Annotated in this window: 16 protein-coding genes and 1 tRNA gene; 7 read left to right on the top strand and 10 right to left on the bottom strand. The window is 68.5% G+C overall.

Annotated features, from left to right (window positions below; translation table 11 throughout):
• Positions 1 to 28 precede the first annotated feature (28 nt).
• Positions 29 to 101, top strand: a tRNA-His gene (locus ABTV68_RS08980).
• A 60-nt stretch (positions 102 to 161) separates the two neighbouring features.
• Here the strand turns inward: ABTV68_RS08980 and ABTV68_RS08975 are convergent.
• Positions 162 to 1736: an SDR family oxidoreductase gene (locus ABTV68_RS08975; protein WP_433677290.1), complete on the bottom strand. Its 1575-nt coding sequence runs from the start codon at positions 1734 to 1736 to the stop codon at positions 162 to 164.
• Positions 1737 to 1823: 87 nt separating this feature from the next.
• Here ABTV68_RS08975 and ABTV68_RS08970 point away from each other — a divergent pair, with 87 nt between their 5' ends.
• The 3 genes from ABTV68_RS08970 to ABTV68_RS08960 are packed head-to-tail and all read left to right on the top strand — an operon-like array spanning position 1824 to position 2952.
• A complete protein-coding gene (locus tag ABTV68_RS08970) occupies positions 1824 to 2174 on the top strand; it encodes a metallopeptidase family protein (protein WP_433677289.1) in 351 nt (116 codons plus the stop codon).
• Positions 2171 to 2476, top strand: coding sequence for an ATP-dependent Clp protease adapter ClpS (gene clpS / locus ABTV68_RS08965; protein WP_433677288.1), 306 nt, complete (start codon positions 2171 to 2173; stop codon positions 2474 to 2476). Before ABTV68_RS08970 ends, clpS begins: the two co-directional genes overlap by 4 nt.
• Positions 2473 to 2952 carry a DUF2017 family protein gene (locus tag ABTV68_RS08960; RefSeq protein ID WP_433677287.1) on the top strand — a complete coding sequence of 160 codons (480 nt, stop codon included), beginning with the start codon at positions 2473 to 2475 and terminating at the stop codon, positions 2950 to 2952. The genes clpS and ABTV68_RS08960 overlap by 4 nt, the downstream gene beginning before the upstream one ends.
• Before the next feature lie 39 nt (positions 2953 to 2991).
• Here the strand turns inward: ABTV68_RS08960 and ABTV68_RS08955 are convergent, their stop codons facing one another.
• From ABTV68_RS08955 to gatC, 6 genes are all read right to left on the bottom strand, one after another.
• Complete coding sequence (locus tag ABTV68_RS08955) at positions 2992 to 3504, bottom strand: hypothetical protein (protein ID WP_433677582.1); 513 nt, start codon at positions 3502 to 3504, stop codon at positions 2992 to 2994.
• A gap of 61 nt (positions 3505 to 3565) precedes the next feature.
• Positions 3566 to 3886, bottom strand: a complete 321-nt coding sequence (locus ABTV68_RS08950) for a hypothetical protein (RefSeq protein WP_433677286.1) — start codon at positions 3884 to 3886, stop codon at positions 3566 to 3568.
• A gap of 141 nt (positions 3887 to 4027) precedes the next feature.
• Positions 4028 to 5281 carry a DNA polymerase IV gene (locus tag ABTV68_RS08945; RefSeq protein ID WP_433677285.1) on the bottom strand — a complete coding sequence of 418 codons (1254 nt, stop codon included), beginning with the start codon at positions 5279 to 5281 and terminating at the stop codon, positions 4028 to 4030.
• A 94-nt stretch (positions 5282 to 5375) separates the two neighbouring features.
• Positions 5376 to 6890 (bottom strand): Asp-tRNA(Asn)/Glu-tRNA(Gln) amidotransferase subunit GatB, encoded by a 1515-nt coding sequence (gene gatB / locus ABTV68_RS08940; RefSeq protein ID WP_433677284.1) that lies wholly within the window; start codon positions 6888 to 6890, stop codon positions 5376 to 5378.
• Positions 6890 to 8425, bottom strand: a complete 1536-nt coding sequence (gatA, locus tag ABTV68_RS08935) for an Asp-tRNA(Asn)/Glu-tRNA(Gln) amidotransferase subunit GatA (RefSeq protein ID WP_433677282.1) — start codon at positions 8423 to 8425, stop codon at positions 6890 to 6892. Before gatA ends, gatB begins: the two co-directional genes overlap by 1 nt.
• A complete protein-coding gene (gene gatC / locus ABTV68_RS08930; protein WP_433677281.1) occupies positions 8422 to 8721 on the bottom strand; it encodes an Asp-tRNA(Asn)/Glu-tRNA(Gln) amidotransferase subunit GatC in 300 nt (99 codons plus the stop codon). The genes gatA and gatC overlap by 4 nt, the downstream gene beginning before the upstream one ends.
• A 127-nt stretch (positions 8722 to 8848) precedes the next feature.
• Here gatC and ABTV68_RS08925 point away from each other — a divergent pair, with 127 nt between their 5' ends.
• Positions 8849 to 10549 (top strand): long-chain-fatty-acid--CoA ligase, encoded by a 1701-nt coding sequence (locus ABTV68_RS08925; protein WP_433677280.1) that lies wholly within the window; start codon positions 8849 to 8851, stop codon positions 10547 to 10549.
• A 50-nt stretch (positions 10550 to 10599) separates the two neighbouring features.
• Here ABTV68_RS08925 and ligA read toward each other — a convergent pair whose 3' ends face one another.
• From ligA to ABTV68_RS08910, 3 genes are read right to left on the bottom strand one after another with little or no spacing between them, the layout of a single operon-like run.
• Positions 10600 to 12951, bottom strand: a complete 2352-nt coding sequence (gene ligA, locus ABTV68_RS08920; RefSeq protein ID WP_433677279.1) for an NAD-dependent DNA ligase LigA — start codon at positions 12949 to 12951, stop codon at positions 10600 to 10602.
• Between the two features lie 59 nt (positions 12952 to 13010).
• On the bottom strand, positions 13011 to 14105 hold the full coding sequence (mnmA, locus tag ABTV68_RS08915; RefSeq protein WP_433677278.1) for a tRNA 2-thiouridine(34) synthase MnmA: 1095 nt from the start codon (positions 14103 to 14105) through the stop codon (positions 13011 to 13013).
• 9 nt (positions 14106 to 14114) lie between these two features.
• On the bottom strand, positions 14115 to 15281 hold the full coding sequence (locus ABTV68_RS08910; RefSeq protein ID WP_433677277.1) for a cysteine desulfurase family protein: 1167 nt from the start codon (positions 15279 to 15281) through the stop codon (positions 14115 to 14117).
• 127 nt (positions 15282 to 15408) lie between these two features.
• Between ABTV68_RS08910 and glgX the strand changes: the two genes are divergently transcribed.
• Together glgX and ABTV68_RS08900 are read left to right on the top strand one after the other, a co-directional pair.
• Positions 15409 to 17610 (top strand): glycogen debranching protein GlgX, encoded by a 2202-nt coding sequence (gene glgX, locus ABTV68_RS08905; protein WP_433677276.1) that lies wholly within the window; start codon positions 15409 to 15411, stop codon positions 17608 to 17610.
• Positions 17611 to 17648: 38 nt separating this feature from the next.
• Complete coding sequence (locus ABTV68_RS08900; protein ID WP_433677275.1) at positions 17649 to 19730, top strand: alpha-1,4-glucan--maltose-1-phosphate maltosyltransferase; 2082 nt, start codon at positions 17649 to 17651, stop codon at positions 19728 to 19730.

The raw sequence follows: 19730 nt of genomic DNA, 5'->3' as shown, positions 1-19730 counted from the left end.
TGAGTTGCCCCGCTGAGGCGGGGACACGGTGGGTATAGCTCAGTTGGTAGAGCGCCTGGTTGTGGTCCAGGAGGTCGCGGGTTCAAGCCCCGTTACTCACCCGGATGAGATCCCCGGAGCCGTCAGGCTCCGGGGATCTTTCGTCGTCGGCCCCCATCCCCTCAGCGAGAGTCGGTTGCGCCGCGTTCGGAATCCGCGATGATCTCACTCACCATTCCGGCGAAGATCAGACCGTGGAACGGCAGCATCGACAGCCAGTACAGCCGCCCCCACAACCCCCGAGGGAAGAACACGGCGCGCTGACGGTACGTGGCGCCGCCGCTGCCGGACTCGTCGACCACCAGCTCCAGCCATGCGTCGCCCGGAACGCGCATCTCGGCGCGGAGCCGCAGCAGACGACCGGGCTCCACCGCCTCGACGCGCCAGAAGTCGATCGCGTCGCCCTCGCGCACGGTGAGACGGGAACGTCGTCCCCGCTGGAGGCCCACGCCGCCGAGCACACGATCCATGAGTCCACGCAGCGCCCAGAGGATCGAGGCCGAGTACCAGCCGCGCGCTCCCCCGATCTGGCTGATCACGCGCCACACCGCGGCCGGAGAGGCAGCCGTCGTCCGCTCGCGGGCGTCAAGGAAGACGGTGCGCCCGGACCAGTCCGGGTCACTCGGCATCGGGTCACTGGGAGCTCGCGGTACCCGCCCGTCCACCCAGCTGGTCTCCACCGCGTCCATCTCAATGCGGCCGAGTGCCAGCCGCACCGCATCCCGGTAGGTGGTGAGACCGTCAGCGGGAGGCGGAATGAGTGCGTCGATCGCATGATCCTGCATCACGCATTCCTGCTGCAACGACTCCACCAACGGCCGAGCGATGCGTTGCGGTACGGGCGTCACCAGCCCCACCCAGAGGGAGGCCAGCCGTGGGGTCAACACCGGCAGCGCGATGATGCGCCGCTGCGGGAGACCCGCGACCACGGCGTACGCGTTCATCATCTGCCCGTAGCGCAGAACGTCCGGGCCTCCGATGTCGACAGCCCGGTTGACCGGTTCGGGAAGCCGCGCTGCGGCCAACAGATAGTGCAGAACATCACGCACGGCTATCGGCTGGATCCTGTTTCGCACCCAGCGCGGGGCAGGCATCACGGGCAGCACTTCGGTGAGATGACGGACCATCTCGAAGGATGCCGACCCGGAGCCGATCACGACGCCCGCCTGCAACACGAGCGTAGGGGTACCCGACGCGAGCAGGATCTCCCCCACTTCGCGCCGCGAACTCAGATGAGGTGAGAGCGGCACATCGCGGGGATGGAGACCTCCCAGGTAGATGATCTGCTGCACGCCGGCGTGTGTCGCCGCGCTCGCCACGGCTCGCGCAATGCGACGATCGACGGCGGCGAAGTCGCGCCCCGCTGACATCGAGTGGATCAGGTAGTACACGACATCGACGCCGTCGAGGGCTCGTGCAAGGGCGTCCGGATCGCTGGCATCACCGTCGACGATGTCGACCTGGTCATGCCACGGCGCGCCGACAAGCCGTGACCCGCCGCGAGTCAACGCGCGCACTCGGTAGCCGGCCGCCACGAGCCGCGGGACAAGGCGACCGCCGAGATATCCGGTCGCGCCCAGCACGAGGACACGCGGCGTGATGCCCTGCGCACCGGCCCTCGAGCGATACGGATCCTCCATGCCGCTCGGTGAGCTCAGTGCCGCCGCGGCCTCTGCTTCCGCTTCTCGCTCTGTCATCACGCCATCGTAGGCATCGACGCTGGGCGAGAGGTCCATCGCCGGCGAACGCCGACGCAGGCGCGCGGAAGTCGGTACGCTCGAAGGATGATTGACCTCGACGCCGCAGCGTTCGAAGCACTCGTCATCGAAGAACTCGATCTCCTTCCCGACGACATGGTCGACGGGCTCGATAACGTGGTATTTGTCGTTGAAGATCGCCCCGAGGATGGCTCGCTCGATCTGCTCGGGCTGTACGACGGTCTCGCGCTGACAGAGCGCGAGCGCTACGGCATGGGAGACCTTCCGGACCGCATCATCGTCTACCGCGAACCACACTTGCACGCGGTCGAGTCCGTCGACGAGCTGCGCGACGAGATCCATACCACGCTCGTTCACGAGATCGCGCACTTCTACGGCATCGACGACGAACGCCTGCATGAGCTGGGGTGGGCATGACTGCGCTGGCTTTCCCGGATATCGCGCAGGAGAGCGACCACCGGCTGGATGAGGACGCCGTGCCGAACCGCCCGTGGCAGACCGTCGTGTGGGACGACCCCGTGAACCTGATGAGCTATGTGGTTCGGGTGTTCCGCGACTACTTCGGCTTCAGCGCGGACAAGGCCAACGCCCTCATGCTCCGAGTGCACAACGACGGTCACGCTGTCGTCGCGGAGGGTGCCAGAGAGCAGATGGAACTGCACGCCCAGGCGATGCATGACTACGGCCTGTGGGCGACCGTTCGACAGGCGCCGCAATGACCGGCGGTCGATTCATCCTCTCTCCGGAGGAACGCGCGGTCCTCTCCGACCTGCTGTCTCAGTTCATCGAGGTGCTTGAGCAGGGCTCAGCCGCTGACGATCCCGCACTCGCGAGACTCTCACCCAGCGTGTACTCGGATGACGAGGACTCCAGCCGCGAATTCCGCCGCCTGACCGAGGCCGACAGCATCGCTCGACGCCAGGCGGATGCGACGGTCGTCGCCGATGCTCTTGCACATGCCGATGGTGTGTCGGGGCAGCATCCCGCCGTGATTCCGTTGGGCGCGAACACGACACCCGCCTGGATGCGTACTCTCGCGGGTCTGCGCCTCGTTCTGGCATCGCGTCTCGGTCTTGCCGTAGGCGGTCCAGCCCCGGGCGGGGTGATCTCGGAGCCGGAACAGAACAGCGCGGTATACGGGATCTACGAATGGCTCGGCTACCTCCTGGAGCAGGTCGTCGTCACCGGCTCGTGATCCGGTCAGCCACCCCGGCGCACGAGATAACGCCCCCGTCTACGGCAGCGAGATGACGAGATCCGCATGCGCCTGTGGCCGATGGCCGCGAATATGCTCGTCCTCCTGGGCCGCCCACCGGTCCCAATAGGGACGATACGCATCACCGTCGCGCTGCAGAGCACGCTCACGGCGCGCCCCGGCTGGCGCATCTACCCAGACGGTCACGTCCGCGAGTGACGCGGACTCCGCCCGCAGGATGCCGCAGCCCTCGACGATCAGGCCGCGATCGTGCGGCACGGCCGAGTGCCCTGCGGGACGATGCTGTACCCAGTCCCAGCCGCTCACGTGCCCGTCGCGTGCCGCGGCCCGCGGTGTCAGAATGTCGCGGATCACCGCCTGCGCCCCGGCTTCCAGGCCGTCCCAACCCGGATAGACCGCATCGAGGGGCAGCACGGTCGGCTCCGGGTCCGGCCACACATCGGCCAGCCGGCGAGCCAAGCTGCTCTTTCCGGCGCCGCTTCTGCCGTCGATCAGGATCGTTGCTCGTGACCGATCGCTCACGATCCTCATCACGGCCGCGACCGCGTCACGCAGTGCGTGATCGAGCGGGTCCGATGCCTCGGAGGTGAACTCAGCGCTTGAGCGCACGGATGATGCGCGCGAGGGAGCGCCCGGCAACCCAGACGAACGGGATACCCACGGCGAGCAGAGAGATCAGGTTCGCCTCGAAGCGGATGTCATCGCCGCGCCGAATGTACGCGCCGACGGGAAGCGAGACACCGCCGCCACCACCGCCCGATCCCTTCCCGTCTTCCTCGGCCCCGCCGAAGCCACTCCACGTGGCGGCGACCGGGATGACGCGAACACCATCGACGTCCTGCTGCTCTCCGTAGACGCTGGTGACGCCTGCGGAGGCCGTCAGCTTGCCGAGTTCCAGTGCGAGGTTGGGCATGGCTCCACCGTACCCCGCGGTTGGCGCCGCCGCACCCGCCAGCGCGGATCTCGCCGCCCCGAACGCGAGGATTGGCGCCCCCGCCCAGCCGTCTGTTCGCCGAAACCGCCGCGCGCAGCATTCGCCGATGCCCGCGGCGGATCACACGTCGTCGAGGCTTCGCGCCTTCGGCTCCGCGTAACGATCACGTCGTCCCAGCGCAGAGGCACGGGTGAGAGCGCCACTCCCGAAGCGGGCTGTGGCGCCGTCCAAGGCTGTGTCGACAGCGCGCCAATCCGCGTCGTCGTCCCAGAGCCCCATGCCTCCCCCACCGGCTGGCTGAAGTCGTTCAGCACGGACACCGATCAGCCGAACGGGTGCGCGCGCGTCGATCGAGGCGAAGAGCTCGCATGCCGCCTCGCCGATCCGACGCCCCACATCGGTGGGCTCGGCCAGCGTCTGCGATCGGCTCAACGTCGTGAAGTCGTCGAAACGGACCTTTACCGCCACGGTTCGAGTCTCGAAGGATCCGGCCCGCAGGCGTGCCGCAACGCGATCCGCCAAGCGACGGAACTCGCTGCGCAGCAACGCGTGATCGGTGACGTCCTGCTCGAAGGTCTCCTCGTGCCCGATGCTCTTCTCCACGCGCTCCGTCGACACGGGCCGTGGATCAATCCCATGAGCCAGACGCCAGACCTGCTCTCCCATCGCCTGACCGAGCGCGCGCACGAGCTGATGCTCCGTGCCCGCACGGATGTCGGCCACGGTTCGAATGCCGCGGGATGCGAGTGTCTCCGCGGCCTTCGGGCCCACACCCCAGATGGCGCTCACCGGGCGCGGAGCGAGGAACTGGTCTGTGGCCCAGTCCGGGACCACGAGGAGGCCATCGGGCTTGGCCACCGTGGACGCCATCTTCGCCACGTGCTTCGTCGCGGCCACGCCGATGCTGCAGGTGATGCCTGCCTCCCGCTCCACACGCGCGCGGAGCTTCTCCGCAATCTCCCGCGGCGAACCCCACAGCCGACGAGCGCCACGCACGTCAAGAAAGGCCTCGTCGATCGACAGGGGCTCCACCAGCGGCGTGACGTCACGGAACATCGCCATGACCTGACGCGAGACCTCGACGAAGCGATGGAAGTCCGGTGACACGATGATGGCCGAGGGACACAGCCGCAACGCCTGAGCGACCGGCATCGCTGCGCGAACACCGTACCGGCGTGCCTCGTAGGAAGCGCTGGACACCACCGAGCGTCCCTCAGGTGCACCGATGATCAGCGGTTTGCCCGCCAACGATGGGTCGTCGAGCACGGCGACCGACGCGTAGAACGCATCCATGTCGACATGGAGGATGCCTGTACCGGTGTCGTCGGCGCCGGGCCCCGAGACCATGCGCCCACTGCCATCACCTCGACCCATGTCTCCATCTTCTCGCGGACCACGGACATTGGGCCGCGTCCGGGAAACGACGTGGGGCCCGTCCGTAGGACGAGCCCCACATCGTGAGCGCGGGTCAGATCTGGCCCGCGCGCTCCAGCACGAGCTCACGCACACGCGCGGCGTCGGCCTGGCCCTTCATGGCCTTCATCACGGCACCGATGACCGCGCCCGCGGCCTGCACCTTGCCGTCGCGGATCTTCTCCAGCACATCCGGCTGCGCGATCAGCGCGTCGTCGATGGCGGCGATCAGCGCGCCGTCGTCCGACACGACGGCGAGACCACGCGCATCGACGACCGTCTGCGGATCGCCTTCGCCCGCGATGACGCCTTCGAGCACCTGTCGAGCAAGCTTGTCGGTCAGGGTGCCGGCGTCGACCAGCTGCTGCAGAGCCGCGACGTGCTCGGGCGACACCAGCTCGGCGGCGTCGCGCTCCGAGGCGTTGGCGACGCGGGTGATCTCACCGGTCCACCACTTGCGCGCGGCGGCTGGGCTGGCACCGGCGGCGATCGTCGCCGCCACCTGGTCGAGCAGACCGCCGTTGTTGACGTCCTGGAACTCGAGGTCGGTGAAGCCCCACTCCGCCTTGAGGCGACGGCGACGAGCCACCGGAGCCTCGGGCAGAGCGGCACGGAGTCGTTCGATCAGTTCGGCAGACGGCTGCACCGGAACGAGGTCGGGCTCCGGGAAGTACCGGTAGTCGTCCGCGTCGGACTTGGGACGACCGGCCGAGGTCTGGCCGGTGTCCTCGTGCCAGTGCCGGGTCTCCTGCGTGATGGTGCCGCCATCGGCAAGGATCGCCGCCTGCCGCTGGATCTCGTAGCGCACCGCACGCTCGACCGACCGCATCGAGTTGACGTTCTTCGTCTCGGTGCGCGTGCCGAGCTTCTCCTGGCCTCGAGGGCGCAGCGAGACGTTCGCGTCGCAACGCAGGTTTCCGCGCTCCATGCGCGCCTCGGAGATGCCGAGCGCCTTCGCGATGTCGCGGATGGTGGCCACGTACGCCTTGGCGTACTCGGGTGCCCGGTGCTCGGCCCCGAAGATCGGCTTGGTGACGATCTCCACCAGGGGCACGCCGGCACGGTTGTAATCGACGAGCGAGTACTCGGCACCCTGGATGCGACCGGTGGAACCGCCGACGTGCGTGAGCTTGCCCGCGTCCTCCTCCATGTGCGCGCGCTCGATCGGGATGCTCACCAGCGTGCCGTCCTCGAGCTCGATCTCGACGGATCCCTCGAAGGCGATCGGCTCGTCGTACTGGGAGATCTGGTAGTTCTTGCCGAGGTCAGGGTAGAAGTAGTTCTTCCGCGCGAATCGGCTGGACGGTGCGATCGAGCAGCCGAGAGCAAGGCCCAGGCTGATCGAGGACTCGATCGCCTGCGCGTTCACCACGGGCATCGAGCCCGGAAGGCCCATGTCCACCGGAGCGACCAGCGTGTTGGGGCCGGCGTCGTGGTTGTCCGGGTGCGCGGGGTTCGGCGCGGACGAGAACATCTTCGTGCGCGTGTTGAGCTCGACGTGCACCTCGAAGCCGAGCACCGGCTCGAACAGCTCCAGAGCCTTGTCGAAGTCCATCAGCTTGTCGGCCATCAGCGTGCCTCGCCTTCGTGAGTCGTCTCGCCCGGCAGTCGCGGTGCACGCTCCAGGAGCGGACCGCCCCACTGGTCGACCAGCAGCGTCTCGAGCGCGGCACCGACGCGGTACAGGCGCGCATCCTCTCGGGCGGGAGCCAGGAACTGGATGCCGACCGGAAGACCGTCGTCGGATGCGAGACCGGACGGCAGCGTGATGCCGGGAACGCCCGCCAGGTTGGCGGGGATCGTGGTGACGTCGTTCAGGTACATCTGCAGCGGGTCGCCGATGCGCTCGCCCAGCTTGAACGCTGTCGTCGGTGCCGCGGGGGTCGCGATGACGTCAACCTTCTCGAATGCGTTGTCGAAGTCGCGCTGGATGAGCGTGCGCACCTTCTGTGCGCTGCCGTAGTACGCGTCGTAGTATCCCGCGGACAGCGCGTAGGTGCCGAGGATGATGCGTCGCTTGACCTCCTCGCCGAAACCGGCTTCGCGGGTTGCAGCCATGACGTCCTCGACTGTTGCGCCGCCGTCGGGCGTGACGCGCAGGCCGAACCGGACCGAGTCGAACTTCGCCAGGTTGCTGGATGCCTCCGCGGGGAGGATCAGGTAGTACGCGGCGACGCCGTACTCGAAGTGCGGGGCGCTGATCTCGACGATCTCCGCCCCCTGCGCCTCCATCGTGGCCAGTGCCGCGCGGAAGGACTCGGCAACGCCGGGCTGGAAACCGCTGTCGGGCAGTTCGGTGATGACACCGATCTTGAGCCCCTTCAGCACGTCCCCGCGCGCACCTTCGCGGGCGGCAGCGGCGAACGAGGGCCACTGCTCCGACAGCGAAGTGGCGTCGTTGGCATCGTGACCGCCGATGATGTCCTGCAGGAGCGCGGAATCCAGCACCGTACGGGTGACCGGACCGACCTGGTCGAGGCTCGACGCCAGCGCGATCGCACCGTACCGGCTGACGGCACCATAGGTGGGCTTCATCCCGACCGTTCCGGTGACGTGCGCGGGCTGACGAATGGAGCCGCCGGTGTCCGAACCGAGCGCCAGCGGAGCCTCAAACGCGGCCACAGCCGCGGCAGAACCGCCGCCGGAACCGCCGGGGATGCGGTCCAGATCCCACGGGTTGTGCGTGGGGCCGTAGGCCGAGTGCTCGGTGGAGGAGCCCATGGCGAACTCGTCCATGTTGGTCTTGCCGATGGCGATGAGGCCGGCCGCGCGAGCGCGTGCGACGACGGTCGCGTCGTACGGCGACATGTAACCCTCAAGGATCTTCGACCCGGAGGTGGAGGGCATGTCCGTGGTCACCAGCACGTCCTTCACGGCTAGCGGGACACCCGCGAGCTCCGGAAGCTCCTCGCCCGCGGAACGGCGCTGGTCGATGTCGGCCGCGTAGCGCTCGGCGTGCTCGTTGACGTGGAGGAAGGCATGCACGTCGCCGTCCACCGCGGAGATGCGGTCGAGGTGGGCGCGGGTGGCCTCAACGGCCGACACCTCGCCGGCACGCAGCTTCGCCGCCAGATCGGCGGCGGACAGGCGGATGATGTCGCTCACTGCTCTTCTCCCAGGATCGCGGTCACGCGGAAGCGGTCGTCATCGGAGTCCGGCGCATTCTGCAGGACCTCCGCGACCGACAGCGGCTGCTGCGGCTCGTCGGGACGGAAGATGTTGGCGAGCGGGATCGGGTGGCTCGTCGCGGGAACGTCGGGGGTTGCGACCTCCGACACCTTGGCGATGTTGTCGACGATCGCGCCGAGCTGACCGGTCAGTCGCTCGACCTCCTCGTCGGAGAGCTGGATCCGCGCGAGCACGCCGAGATGACGGACGAGTTCGGGGGTGATTTCAGACACCCGATCAGTCTAGTTCCCTCCACCGACGCTCTCCGATAGTAGGTCACAGCCGGGTCACGGGCGCGGGCGGGCCGCTCGATCCGCGATCCGCACCGGGCGCGTCGCGTCGCGGTCGTAGGCTGAGCGGGTGACCACTTATGACCCGCCTCGCCCGTGGATCGCCAGCTACGCCGCCGGTGTTCCTGAGGACCTCGCACCCGTCTCCGGCTCCCTCGTGGACATCGTCATCGCGTCGGCGCGTGACTACCCGCAGGCACCAGCGCTGGAGTTCTTCGGACGCGAGACGACCTACGCGCAGCTCCTCGAGCAGATCGAGCGCGCCGCCCAGGGACTTCGCGATCAGGGGGTGCGCGCCGGCGACACGGTGGCGATCATCCTGCCGAACTGTCCGCAGCACATCGTCGCCTTCTACGCCGTCCTGCGGCTCGGGGCTGTGGCGGTGGAGCACAACCCGCTGTACACCCCGCGGGAACTGCGCAAGCAGTTCGAGGATCACGGGGCGAAGCACGCCATCGTCTGGAACAAGGTGGTGGCGGACGTGCAGGCCTTCCCGCAGGACCTCGCCGTCTCCACGTTGATCTCCGTCGACGTGACCCGTGCGATGCCCGCCACCATGCGTCTTGCGCTTCGCCTGCCGGTCGCAAAGGCTCGCGAGTCGCGGGATGCGCTGTACACGCCGGTGCGCGGGACAGTGCCGTGGGAGAAGATCGTGTCGGCCGGCCGGCTCCCCGGCAGCTGGGCGCAGCCCTCCACCGATGACCTGGCCATCATCCAGTACACGAGCGGCACGACCGGTGCTCCCAAGGGGGCCGCGCTCACCCACCGCAACCTGTTGTCGAACGCGGCGCAGGCACGCGCCTGGGTGCCCTCGATCACCCGCGGCAACGGGTGCGTGGTCTACGCCGTGCTGCCGATGTTCCACGCCTACGGCCTGACCCTCTGCCTCACGTTCGCGATGTCGATGGGCGCGCGCCTGGTGCTGTTCCCGAAGTTCGATCCCGATCTGGTGCTCGATGTCATGAAGAAGCATCCGGCGACGTTCCTGCCGCTCGTGCCGCCGATCGCGGAGCGGCTCCTGGCTCGGTCCGTCGAGAAGGGGATCTCGATCCGGGGCACCGAGGTGGCTATCTCGGGTGCGATGGCGCTTCGACACGAACTCGTGGTCCCCTTCGAGGCGGCGTCCGGCGGCTTCCTGGTCGAGGGGTACGGGCTCAGCGAGTGCTCGCCCGTGCTGATGGCGAATCCGGTCGCGGACAACCGCGTGGCGGGAACAGTCGGGCTCCCCCTCCCCGGCACGGAGTGCCGCGTCGTGGATCCGGACAACCCCACGCAGGACGTGCCCGCCGGAGCCGAGGGCGAGCTGGTGGTGCGCGGACCGCAGGTGTTCTCCGGCTACTACGGCAAGCCCGAGGAGACCGAGGCGGCGTTCGTGGACGGGTGGTACCGCACCGGCGACATCGTGACCATCGACGACGGCGGCTTCGTGCGCATCGTGGACCGCATCAAGGAGCTGATCATCACGGGCGGCTTCAACGTCGCGCCGACGGAGGTCGAGAACGCGCTGCGCCAACATGAAGACGTCGAAGACGCCGCCGTCGTGGGTCTGCCCAGCGACCACTCCGGCGAGGAGGTCGTCGCGGCCATCGTCCTCCGTCCGGGCGCGTCCGTGGACGTGGAGGCGATCCGCGAGTACGCCCGCGGTCTCCTGACGCCGTACAAGGTGCCGCGCCGCGTGTTCGTCGTGGATGAGCTCCCGAAGTCGATGATCGGAAAGGTGCTGCGCCGTCAGGTGAAGCAGCAGATCCTCGGGATCACGACCGGAAGCTGACCCTCCGGCCATCACGAAACCCCGCGGGTTTTCGTGATGGCCGAACCGGTTCACACCGGCGGCAGCGCGTCCGGTCCTTCGGTGACGAGGATGTGGAACTGCGCGGCATCGAGAACGCGGATACCCAGCTCGTCGGCCTTTGCGAGCTTGGATCCGGCACCGGGCCCGGCCGCGACGAAGTCCGTCTTCTTCGAGACGCTGGATGCCGCCTTGCCGCCCGCGCGGAGGATCGCCTCCTGAGCCCCCTCGCGGGTGTATCCCTCGAGCGAACCGGTGGCCACGACGGTGAGGCCGTCCAGGACGCCACCCTCGACCACGGCCGCACCGGGTCCGGGGTGACCGGGGATGAACAGCTGAGCACCGGCCGCCTCCCACCGAGCGACGATCTCCTGATGCCAGTCGACCTCGAACCAGTCGAGAAGCGAATCCGCGATGATCCCGCCGACGCCTTCGACCGCCGCGAGCTCGTCCCGCGTTGCCGCACGGATCGCTTCGAGCGATCCGAACCACTGCGCCAGAGCCCGGGCCGCGACCGGCCCCACGTGGCGGATGTTGAGTGCGACCAGGAAACGCCAGAAGTCCTTCGTCTTCGCCTTCTCCAGCTCGGCGAGGAGCTTGATCGCCTGCGCGCCCGGCTCGACGAGCGGGAAGTTCTTCGTGACTCCCGCTGCGCGCCGCTCGGCAGCGGTGGCGTTCTCGAACCCCGGCGGATACACGCGCGTGACCTTCTGGAACGGCGCGCGAACAACGGGCTCGCCTTTCTCATCCGTCTTGAGTTCGCCGGTCTCCGCATCGCGAACGTCGACCACGATCGGCACGAGCTGTTCCAGCGTGAGGTCGAAGAGCCCGGCCTCCGTGTCGAGCACGGGGCGCTCCGGATGACGCGGCTGCGTGAGTGCCGCCGCCGTGACCTCACCGAGCACCTCGATGTCGAGTCCGCCGCGCGAGCCGATGTGCTCAACCCGCCCCCGCACCTGAGCGGGGCAGGAGCGCGTGTTCACGCATCGCAGATCGATGTCCCCTTCCTTTGCCGGCAGCAGCGGTGATCCGCACTCCGGGCAGGAGTCGGGCATGACGAACTCACGCTCCGTGCCGTCCCGCAGCTCCACGACCGGACCGAGCACCTCGGGGATGACATCACCGGCTTTGCGCAGCACCACGGTGTCGCCGATCAGCACGCCCTTGGCCTTGACCACGTCCTGATTGTGAAGCGTGGCGAAGCTCACCGTGGAGCCAGCGACGAACACCGGCTCCATCACGGCGTAGGGCGTGGCCCGACCGGTGCGCCCCACGCCGATGGCGATGTTGAGGAGCTTGGTACGTACCTCCTCCGGCGGGTACTTGTAGGCAATGGCCCAGCGCGGCGCGCGCGATGTCGCGCCCAGCTCGTCGTGGAGCGCGAGGTCGTCGACCTTGACGACGATGCCGTCGAGCTCGTGAGCGACATCGTGTCGGTGCTCACCGTAGTAGGCCACGAACTCCAGGACGGCATCGATATCGTCCAGCACGCGTGGATACGGGCTCGTGGGCAGACCCCACGCGCTGAGCAGCTCGTAGACCTCGCTCTGAGAGGACACCGGCGGGTTCTGCCACGCCCCGATGCCGTGCACGAACAGACGCAGCGAAGCCAGCCGCGCCTCACCGGCGGCCAGCTCCAGCCCGTCCTTCTTGTCGAGCTGCTGGCGCAGGCCTCCGCTGGCGGCATTGCGCGGGTTGGCGAACGCCGGGAAGCGGCGCTGCGCGCTCTTCTCCGCCTTCTCCTGACCCGACCGCGGCGTCATGTCGGCGATCACCTGATCCCGCATGCGCGCCTGCAGCGCGTTCAGCTCTTCGAACTCGGCGACAGGGATGAAGACCTCGCCACGCACCTCCACGAGCGCGGGGTGTCCGCTTCCGGCCAGCCTCGACGGAATCCCCGCCACGCGGAGGGCGTTGACCGTGACATCCTCCCCGACCCGACCGTCGCCGCGTGTGGCGGCGGAGGTGAGCACGCCGTTCTCGTAGCGCAGCGAGATGGCAAGCCCGTCGATCTTGAGCTCGGTGAGCCAGCGAACCGGGGCGCCCGCGGCCAGCGCGGTCTTGGCGCACCAGTCGCGGAGCTCCTCGGGCGAGAAGACGTTGTCAAGGCTGAGCATGCGCTCGGCGTGGGTGATCGGGGCGAGCATGCTGCCTTCGGCCGCCCCCACACTGAGCGTGGGCGAATCCTGCCCCTGCACCTCAGGGAAGGCTGCCTCGATGGCCTCCAGAGCATGCATCCACGCGTCGTAGGTGGCGTCGTCAACGGGCGAGGAATCCGCGCCGTAGTACGCATCGCGCGCGTCGATGATCAGGCTGGTGAGGCGCTCCGCCTCCGCCCGCGCCTCGTCGAGGGTACGGGGTGTTTCATCTGCAGTGCCGGTCACGCATCCAGCGTATTCGGTGCCTCGGACATCGACGCGGACGAGTTCTCCGGGCGCGCCGATCAGCCCACCGGAACAGCAGACTCGGTGCGATCGATGGTGAACTGGCCGATCACACGCGTGCCGTCATAGAGCACCGCGGTCTGTCCTGGCGCCACACCGTCCAGCGGATCGACCGGCGTCACCGCCAGCCCGTCCTCCCCCCACACGGCATGAGCGGGAACGGGGTCGGCGTGGGCTCGGATCTGCACGTCGCACGCGAACTCGCCGTCGATCGGCTCGGCTCCCGCCCAGCTCAACCGCGCGCCCGAGATCCGTCCGATCGCGAGTGCTTCCTTCGGACCGACGACGACGGTGTTCGAGACCGGACGGACCTCCAGCACGAACCGGGGCTTGCCGTCCGCCGCGGGAACGCCGAGGTGAAGTCCTCGCCGCTGACCGACCGTGTAGGCGTGCGCCCCTTCGTGAGACCCGACAACGCGCCCCTCGCGGTCTACGATGTCGCCGGTGGCTGTGCCGACCTTCTCGGCCAGCCAGCCGCGGGTGTCGCCGTCGGGGATGAAGCAGATGTCGTGACTGTCCGGCTTGGATGCGACGAGCAGACCGCGCTCGGCAGCCTCGGCGCGCACCACGGCCTTGGACGGCGTATCCCCCAGTGGGAAGTACGTGTGAGCGAGCTGCTCGGCGGTGAGAACGCCCAGAACATAGGACTGGTCCTTCGCGTCATCCGCGGCGCGGTGCAGTTCCAGACCGCGATCCCCGTCCCGCAGACTCGCGTAGTGCCCCGTGCATACGGCGTCAAAGCCGAGCTCGATCGCGCGCTCGAGAAGCGCGGCGAACTTGATCTTCTCGTTGCAGCGCATGCACGGATTCGGCGTGCGACCGGCCTGATACTCCGAGATGAAATCGGCGATCACGTCGTCGCGGAATCGCTCGGAGAAATCCCAGACGTAGAACGGGATGCCCAGCTTGTCGGCCACCCGACGAGCGTCCATGGCGTCCTCGATCGTGCAGCAGCCGCGGCTGCCCGTGCGAAGCGTGCCGCCCGCGCGGGACAGCGCGAGGTGCACCCCCACCACCTCGTGCCCGGCCTCGACGGCTCGCGCCGCGGCCACCGCCGAGTCGACGCCACCGCTCATCGCCGCCAGAATTCGCATACGACCAGTCTACGAGCGCCGCGCGGCCCCGGTCGCTGCGGCATAGGCCGACGCGATGTTCGCGAGAACGGCGTCGACGTCGTCGTTGGTGCTGGTGCGACCCAGGCTGAAGCGCAGCACGCTGCGGGCGTCCCTCTCATCGCGCCCCATCGCTCGCACCACGTGCGAGGGCTCGGCGATTCCCGCCGTGCACGCGGAGCCGGTCGACACCGCGACATCGGCGCGATCCAGCAGGTACAGCAGCGACTCCCCCGACGCACCGGGAAACAGTACGTGCAGGTTCCCCGGCAGCCGTTCCTCCGCGCCGAGCACCTGAGCGTCCGGCACGGCGGCCAGAATGCCGGCCCGCAGCCGATCCCGCAGCGCGGCATCGTGCGCCGCCTCCGTCTCGCGCTGTGCCGCCATCGTCTCCGCGGCCGCGGCGAAGGCGACCGCGCCCGCGACGTCCTGCGTTCCCGCACGGAGGTCTCGCTGGGCGGCACCGCCGTGATGCAGCGCGGCGAGCCGTGCCGATCGTGACACCACCAGCGCTCCGGTCGCCGGTGGTCCCCCGATCTTGTGCGCGGACACACTCAGCGCGACGACTCCCGCGCCGCGCTCACCACGCAGCCGAGCAAAGGACAGCGGCAGATGGCCGAACGCCGCAACGGCGTCCAGGTGCAAAGGAACGCCGGCCTCCTGCGCTGCCGCACCGAGGTCAGCGACGGGATTCACCGTCCCCACCTCGTTGTTGGCCCACAGCGCGGTGGCCAGCACGACATCGGGACCGAGCGCTGCGGCGAACGTCGCGGGCTCGATGCGCCCCTGGCCCGTCAGCGCCACCGCACGCACCTTCGCGTCCTGCGCGGTGCGCAGCCACTCGACCGTGTCCATCGTGGCGTGGTGTTCGCCGTCGGGCAGCACGACGACATCGCGATCCGCCGCCCGCGACCACCAGGCGCCCTTCAGCGCCAGATTGATCGACTCCGTCCCACCCGAGGTGAAGACCACCTCGATCGGATCTGCATCCACCACCCGCGCCACGGCCTCGCGCGCGTCCTCCAGCACTCGTCGGGCATGCTGGCCGGCGCCGTGGATGGATGAGGGATTCGCCAGTTCCCCGACCGCGGCGATCCAGGCTTCGCGGGCTTCGGGCCGCATCGGAGTGGCCGCGGCGTGATCCAGGTATGCACTCACCCTTCCACTCTCCCACGCACACACAGCCCCTAGGCCGGCGGAATGCACCACCCGCTCGGCGACGGGCGTGGAGAGAACGGTGGATGAATGCACGCGCGCGAGGGCAATCTCGCCGTACCCTGGTGGGATGGACAGCTCCGACCCGACGCAGCCGCCCGCGTTCCTCGACGCCGCCCTGGACGGGCTCGGCGTCCGTCTGGCGGATGGCACCGCCACGATTCGCGTGCACTCCCACGATGCCACCGCGGTGGAACTCCTCGTCTTCAATGACGACGATCTCGACTGGGTGACCGACACCGTCCCCCTGACGCGCGGGGAGGGTGACGTCTGGAGCGCGACCACCGATCTGCTGCATGTCGGCAGCCCCTACATGCTGCGTGCGACCGGACCTGCCGACTCGCGCTTCAACAGCGAGCGCATGCTGATCGACCCGTACTCGCGCGGACTGATCCCGGGCGACGGCTATGAGGACTTCCGCAGCGTCGTCATCGACGAGACCTTCGACTGGGGGGACGTCGCCAAGCCCGCGGTTCCGCTCGATGAGACGATCATCTACGAGGGCCATCTCAAGGGTCTGAGCAAGCGTCACCCCGACGTGCCGCCGGCCCTTCATGGCACCTACGCCGGTCTCGCCCACCCGGCGATGATCGAACACTTCCGCTCGCTCGGCATCACCGCCGTGGAGCTGCTGCCGATCCACGCGTTCAGCTCCGAACCGCGTCTGCTGAATCTCGGCCTGTCGAACTACTGGGGTTACAACACCGTCTCCTTCTTCACGCCACACGCCGCGTACGCGACCGCGGATGCGCGCCGTGCGGGCCCGGCCGCGGTGCTGCGCGAGTTCAAGGGCATGGTGAAGCTCCTGCACCAGGCCGGCATCGAGGTCATCCTCGACGTGGTTTACAACCACACGTCCGAAGAAGGACCCGGCGGCCCGACGACCAGCCTTCGTGGTCTCGACGATGCGACCTACTACCGGCAGGGCGACGATGGCTCATACATCGACACCACCGGCTGCGGAAACACCCTGAACACCTCCCAGGCGGCCACCGCCCGGCTGGTGCTGGACTCGCTGCGGTACTGGGCGCGGGAGGTCGGCGTCGACGGCTTCCGCTTCGACCTGGCCACCTCCCTCGGGCGCGACGCGGGACATGAGTTCACCGCCGAGCACCCGCTGCTGCAGGCGATCCGTACCGATCCCGCGCTCTCCGACGTGAAGATCATCGCCGAGCCGTGGGACGTCGGCCTGGGCGGCTGGCAGACCGGCAACTTCGGTCCGGGGTGGCAGGAGTGGAACGACCGCTACCGCGACCGGGTACGCAACTTCTGGCTGAGCGACATCGACTACGCCCGTCGGGCCGGCATCGCCCCCACCGGCATCGGCGGATTCGCGACGCGCCTCGCCGGATCGTCGAACACGTTCTCTAATGAACGCGGCCCCCTCGCGAGCATCAACTTCGTCACCGCGCACGACGGCTTCACGATGCGCGACCTCGTCTCGTACGGAACGAAGCACAACCTCGCCAACGGCGAGCACAACCGCGACGGGGCGGATCAGAACCGCTCCTTCAACCACGGCGCCGAGGGCCCGACCGACGACGCCGCGATCCGCGCGACGCGGCGCAAGGCCATCCGCAACCTGTTCGGCACGCTTCTGCTGTCTGCCGGCACCCCGATGATCACAGCGGGCGACGAGACCGGACGGACTCAGCACGGCAACAACAACGCCTACTGCCAGGACTCGCCGATGACCTGGCTCAGCTGGCAGCACGAACCGTGGCAGCACGACCTCCGCGCGCATGTGTCGACGCTCACCCGGATCCGGCGCGAGAACCCCGCCCTGCGCCCGAGCCGCTACGCGGTGCTCGGTGAGCATGTCGAGGGCGCCAGCGAGATGGAGTGGTTCGACGAGAACGGCGAGACGATGTCGGCGGACCGGTGGCAGAATGCCGGGCACCGCACGCTGCAGTACTTCGCGGCGGAGACGCTGCACGACGGGGATCCGCGCAACAAGATCCTGCTGATGATCCATGGCAACGAGTCGCCGATCGTCGTCCGTCTGCCCCGTATCCCCGGTGTGACCAGGTACCGTTCGCTCTGGTCGAGCGAGGAGGAGGTGCCGCAGACAGAGCGTCTCACGTACGCACCGGGCGACACCGTCACGCTGACCAGCACGGCCATGCACCTGTTCGGCGTCGACTCCGACGACGAGAAGCTCACCGATGACGCGATCGATGCGGCAGCGCTCCGGGTCGAGTCCTCCGACACGCCGGTCACCGATTCTGCGACCGTTGCTGTCACAGGGCAGGAAGACGCCCCGGTGCAATAGTGATGTGACGGGGCCGAGGCGCGCGGTAGGTTGCTCATGTGGCTGCCAAGAACCGCTCTCTCACCCGTCCGTGGCGAAGCACCCGGCCCGTGCCGGTTCGCTCGCTCCCGCCCGCCGTCTCCCCGGGAGCGGACGCCGACACCCGTTCGGGACGCATCCCGGTCCAGGAGGTGCTTCCCGGCGCTCCGGGAGGATTCGCGCCATCGGCCTACGTGGGCGAGGCGATTCCGTTCCGGGCGACGGCGTTCCGGGAGGGACACGATCTGATCGGAGTCCAACTGCGGCTCTGGTCGCCGAGCGGTGAGGAGTCGCTGCACCGGCTCACGTCCACCGGCGATGGACTGGACCACTGGCAGGTCGACGTCGTGCCGCTCGAGCAGGGCACCTGGCGATTCCGCGTGGAGTCCTACGCCGACGAGTGGGCCACGTGGCACCACGCCGCGTCCCTCAAGATCCCAGCCGGCGTCGACGTCGCGGTGATGTGCGAGTTGGGCGCGGCGCTGTTCGACCGCGCGCGATCCGAGAAGAAGCTGCCCAGCGGGGCAAAGGCGAAGCTGCAGGCCGCCGCGAAGACGCTGCGCGCCACCGGCACCTCCGCGGAGAGCGCGCTCGACGTGGTCGAAGACCCCGACCTCGCCGCCTTCTTCGACGACTTCCCGGTTCAGTCCTTCGTCACCGCGTCCGAGGAGCGGACGCTGCTGGTGGAGCGCGAGCGTGCCGGCTACGGCGCCTGGTACGAGTTCTTCCCGCGGTCTGAGGGGGCGATCCGCCACGCCGACGGAACGGTGTCCTCCGGAACATTCGTGACCGCGATCGATCGCCTGCCGGCGGTCGCCGCGATGGGCTTCCAGGTGCTGTATCTGCCGCCCATCCACCCCATCGGCCGCACCAACCGCAAGGGTCCGAACAACACTCTCGACGCAGGACCGAACGATCCCGGCTCACCATGGGCCATCGGCGCAGCGGAGGGCGGTCACGACACCGTTCACCCGGACCTCGGCACCCTCGACGATTTCCGAGCTTTCGTCTCCGCCGCCCGAGACCTCGGCATCGAGGTCGCACTGGATCTGGCCCTGCAGGCCAGCCCCGACCATCCCTGGGTCACCGCTCATCCGGAGTGGTTCACGACCCTCCCCGACGGCACGATCGCGTACGCCGAGAACCCGCCGAAGAAATACCAGGACATCTATCCGGTCAACTTCGACAACGATCCGCTGGGCATTCGTGCCGAGGTGCTGCGCATCGTGGAGCACTGGATCGCGCAGGGCGTGCAGATCTTCCGCGTCGACAACCCGCACACCAAGCCACTCGCGTTCTGGGAGTGGCTGATCCGCACCGTGAACGATACGCACCCTGACGTGGTTTTCCTCGCGGAGGCGTTCACCCGTCCCGCGATGATGCGGTCTCTTGCGGCCGCCGGGTTCCAACAGAGCTACTCCTACTTCACGTGGCGCAACACGCGGCAGGAGCTCGAGGAGTTCCTCACCTCGGTGTCGCAGGAGACGGCGGACTTCATGCGCCCGAACCTGTTCGTGAACACTCCCGACATCCTGACGGAGTATCTGCAGTTTGGCGGACGTGCCGCGTACGCCATCCGCGCGATCATCGCGGCCACCGCGGCCCCGCTGTGGGGCGTCTATGCCGGCTTCGAGCTGTTCGAGAACGTCGCTCGTCCGGGCGCCGAGGAGAACATCGACAACGAGAAGTACGAAATCAAGACCCGTGACTGGGCAGAGGCCGACGCCACCGGGCGCACCCTGGCGCCGCTCATCACTCGGCTCAACGCCATCCGCGCGGAACATCCGGCGCTGCAGCAGCTGCGCAACTTCCGCGTTCACGGCAGCGACGACGACGCGATCCTCGTGTTCAGCAAGCATCTGCCCGCGGAGCTCTCCCCCGACGGCACGGCCGACACCATCATCGTCGTCGTCAACGTCGATCCGCACTCTGTACGGGAGACCACCGTGCACCTCGACACGACGGTCTGGGGGGTGCCGTTGGGCTCGCCGTTCGAAGTGGAGGACCTGCTCTCCGGCGAGGTGTGGGAGTGGACGGACAATGCGTACGTGCGCCTGGACGCTTTCACGCGCGCCGCGCACGTCCTGCGGGTGAAGGGCTGA

Source organism: Microbacterium gorillae (assembly GCF_050990725.1).
Taxonomy (GTDB): Bacteria; Actinomycetota; Actinomycetes; order Actinomycetales; family Microbacteriaceae; genus Microbacterium; species Microbacterium gorillae_A.
Note: the sequence above shows the minus strand (reverse complement) of the source record. Positions and strands in the feature narration are given on the sequence as shown.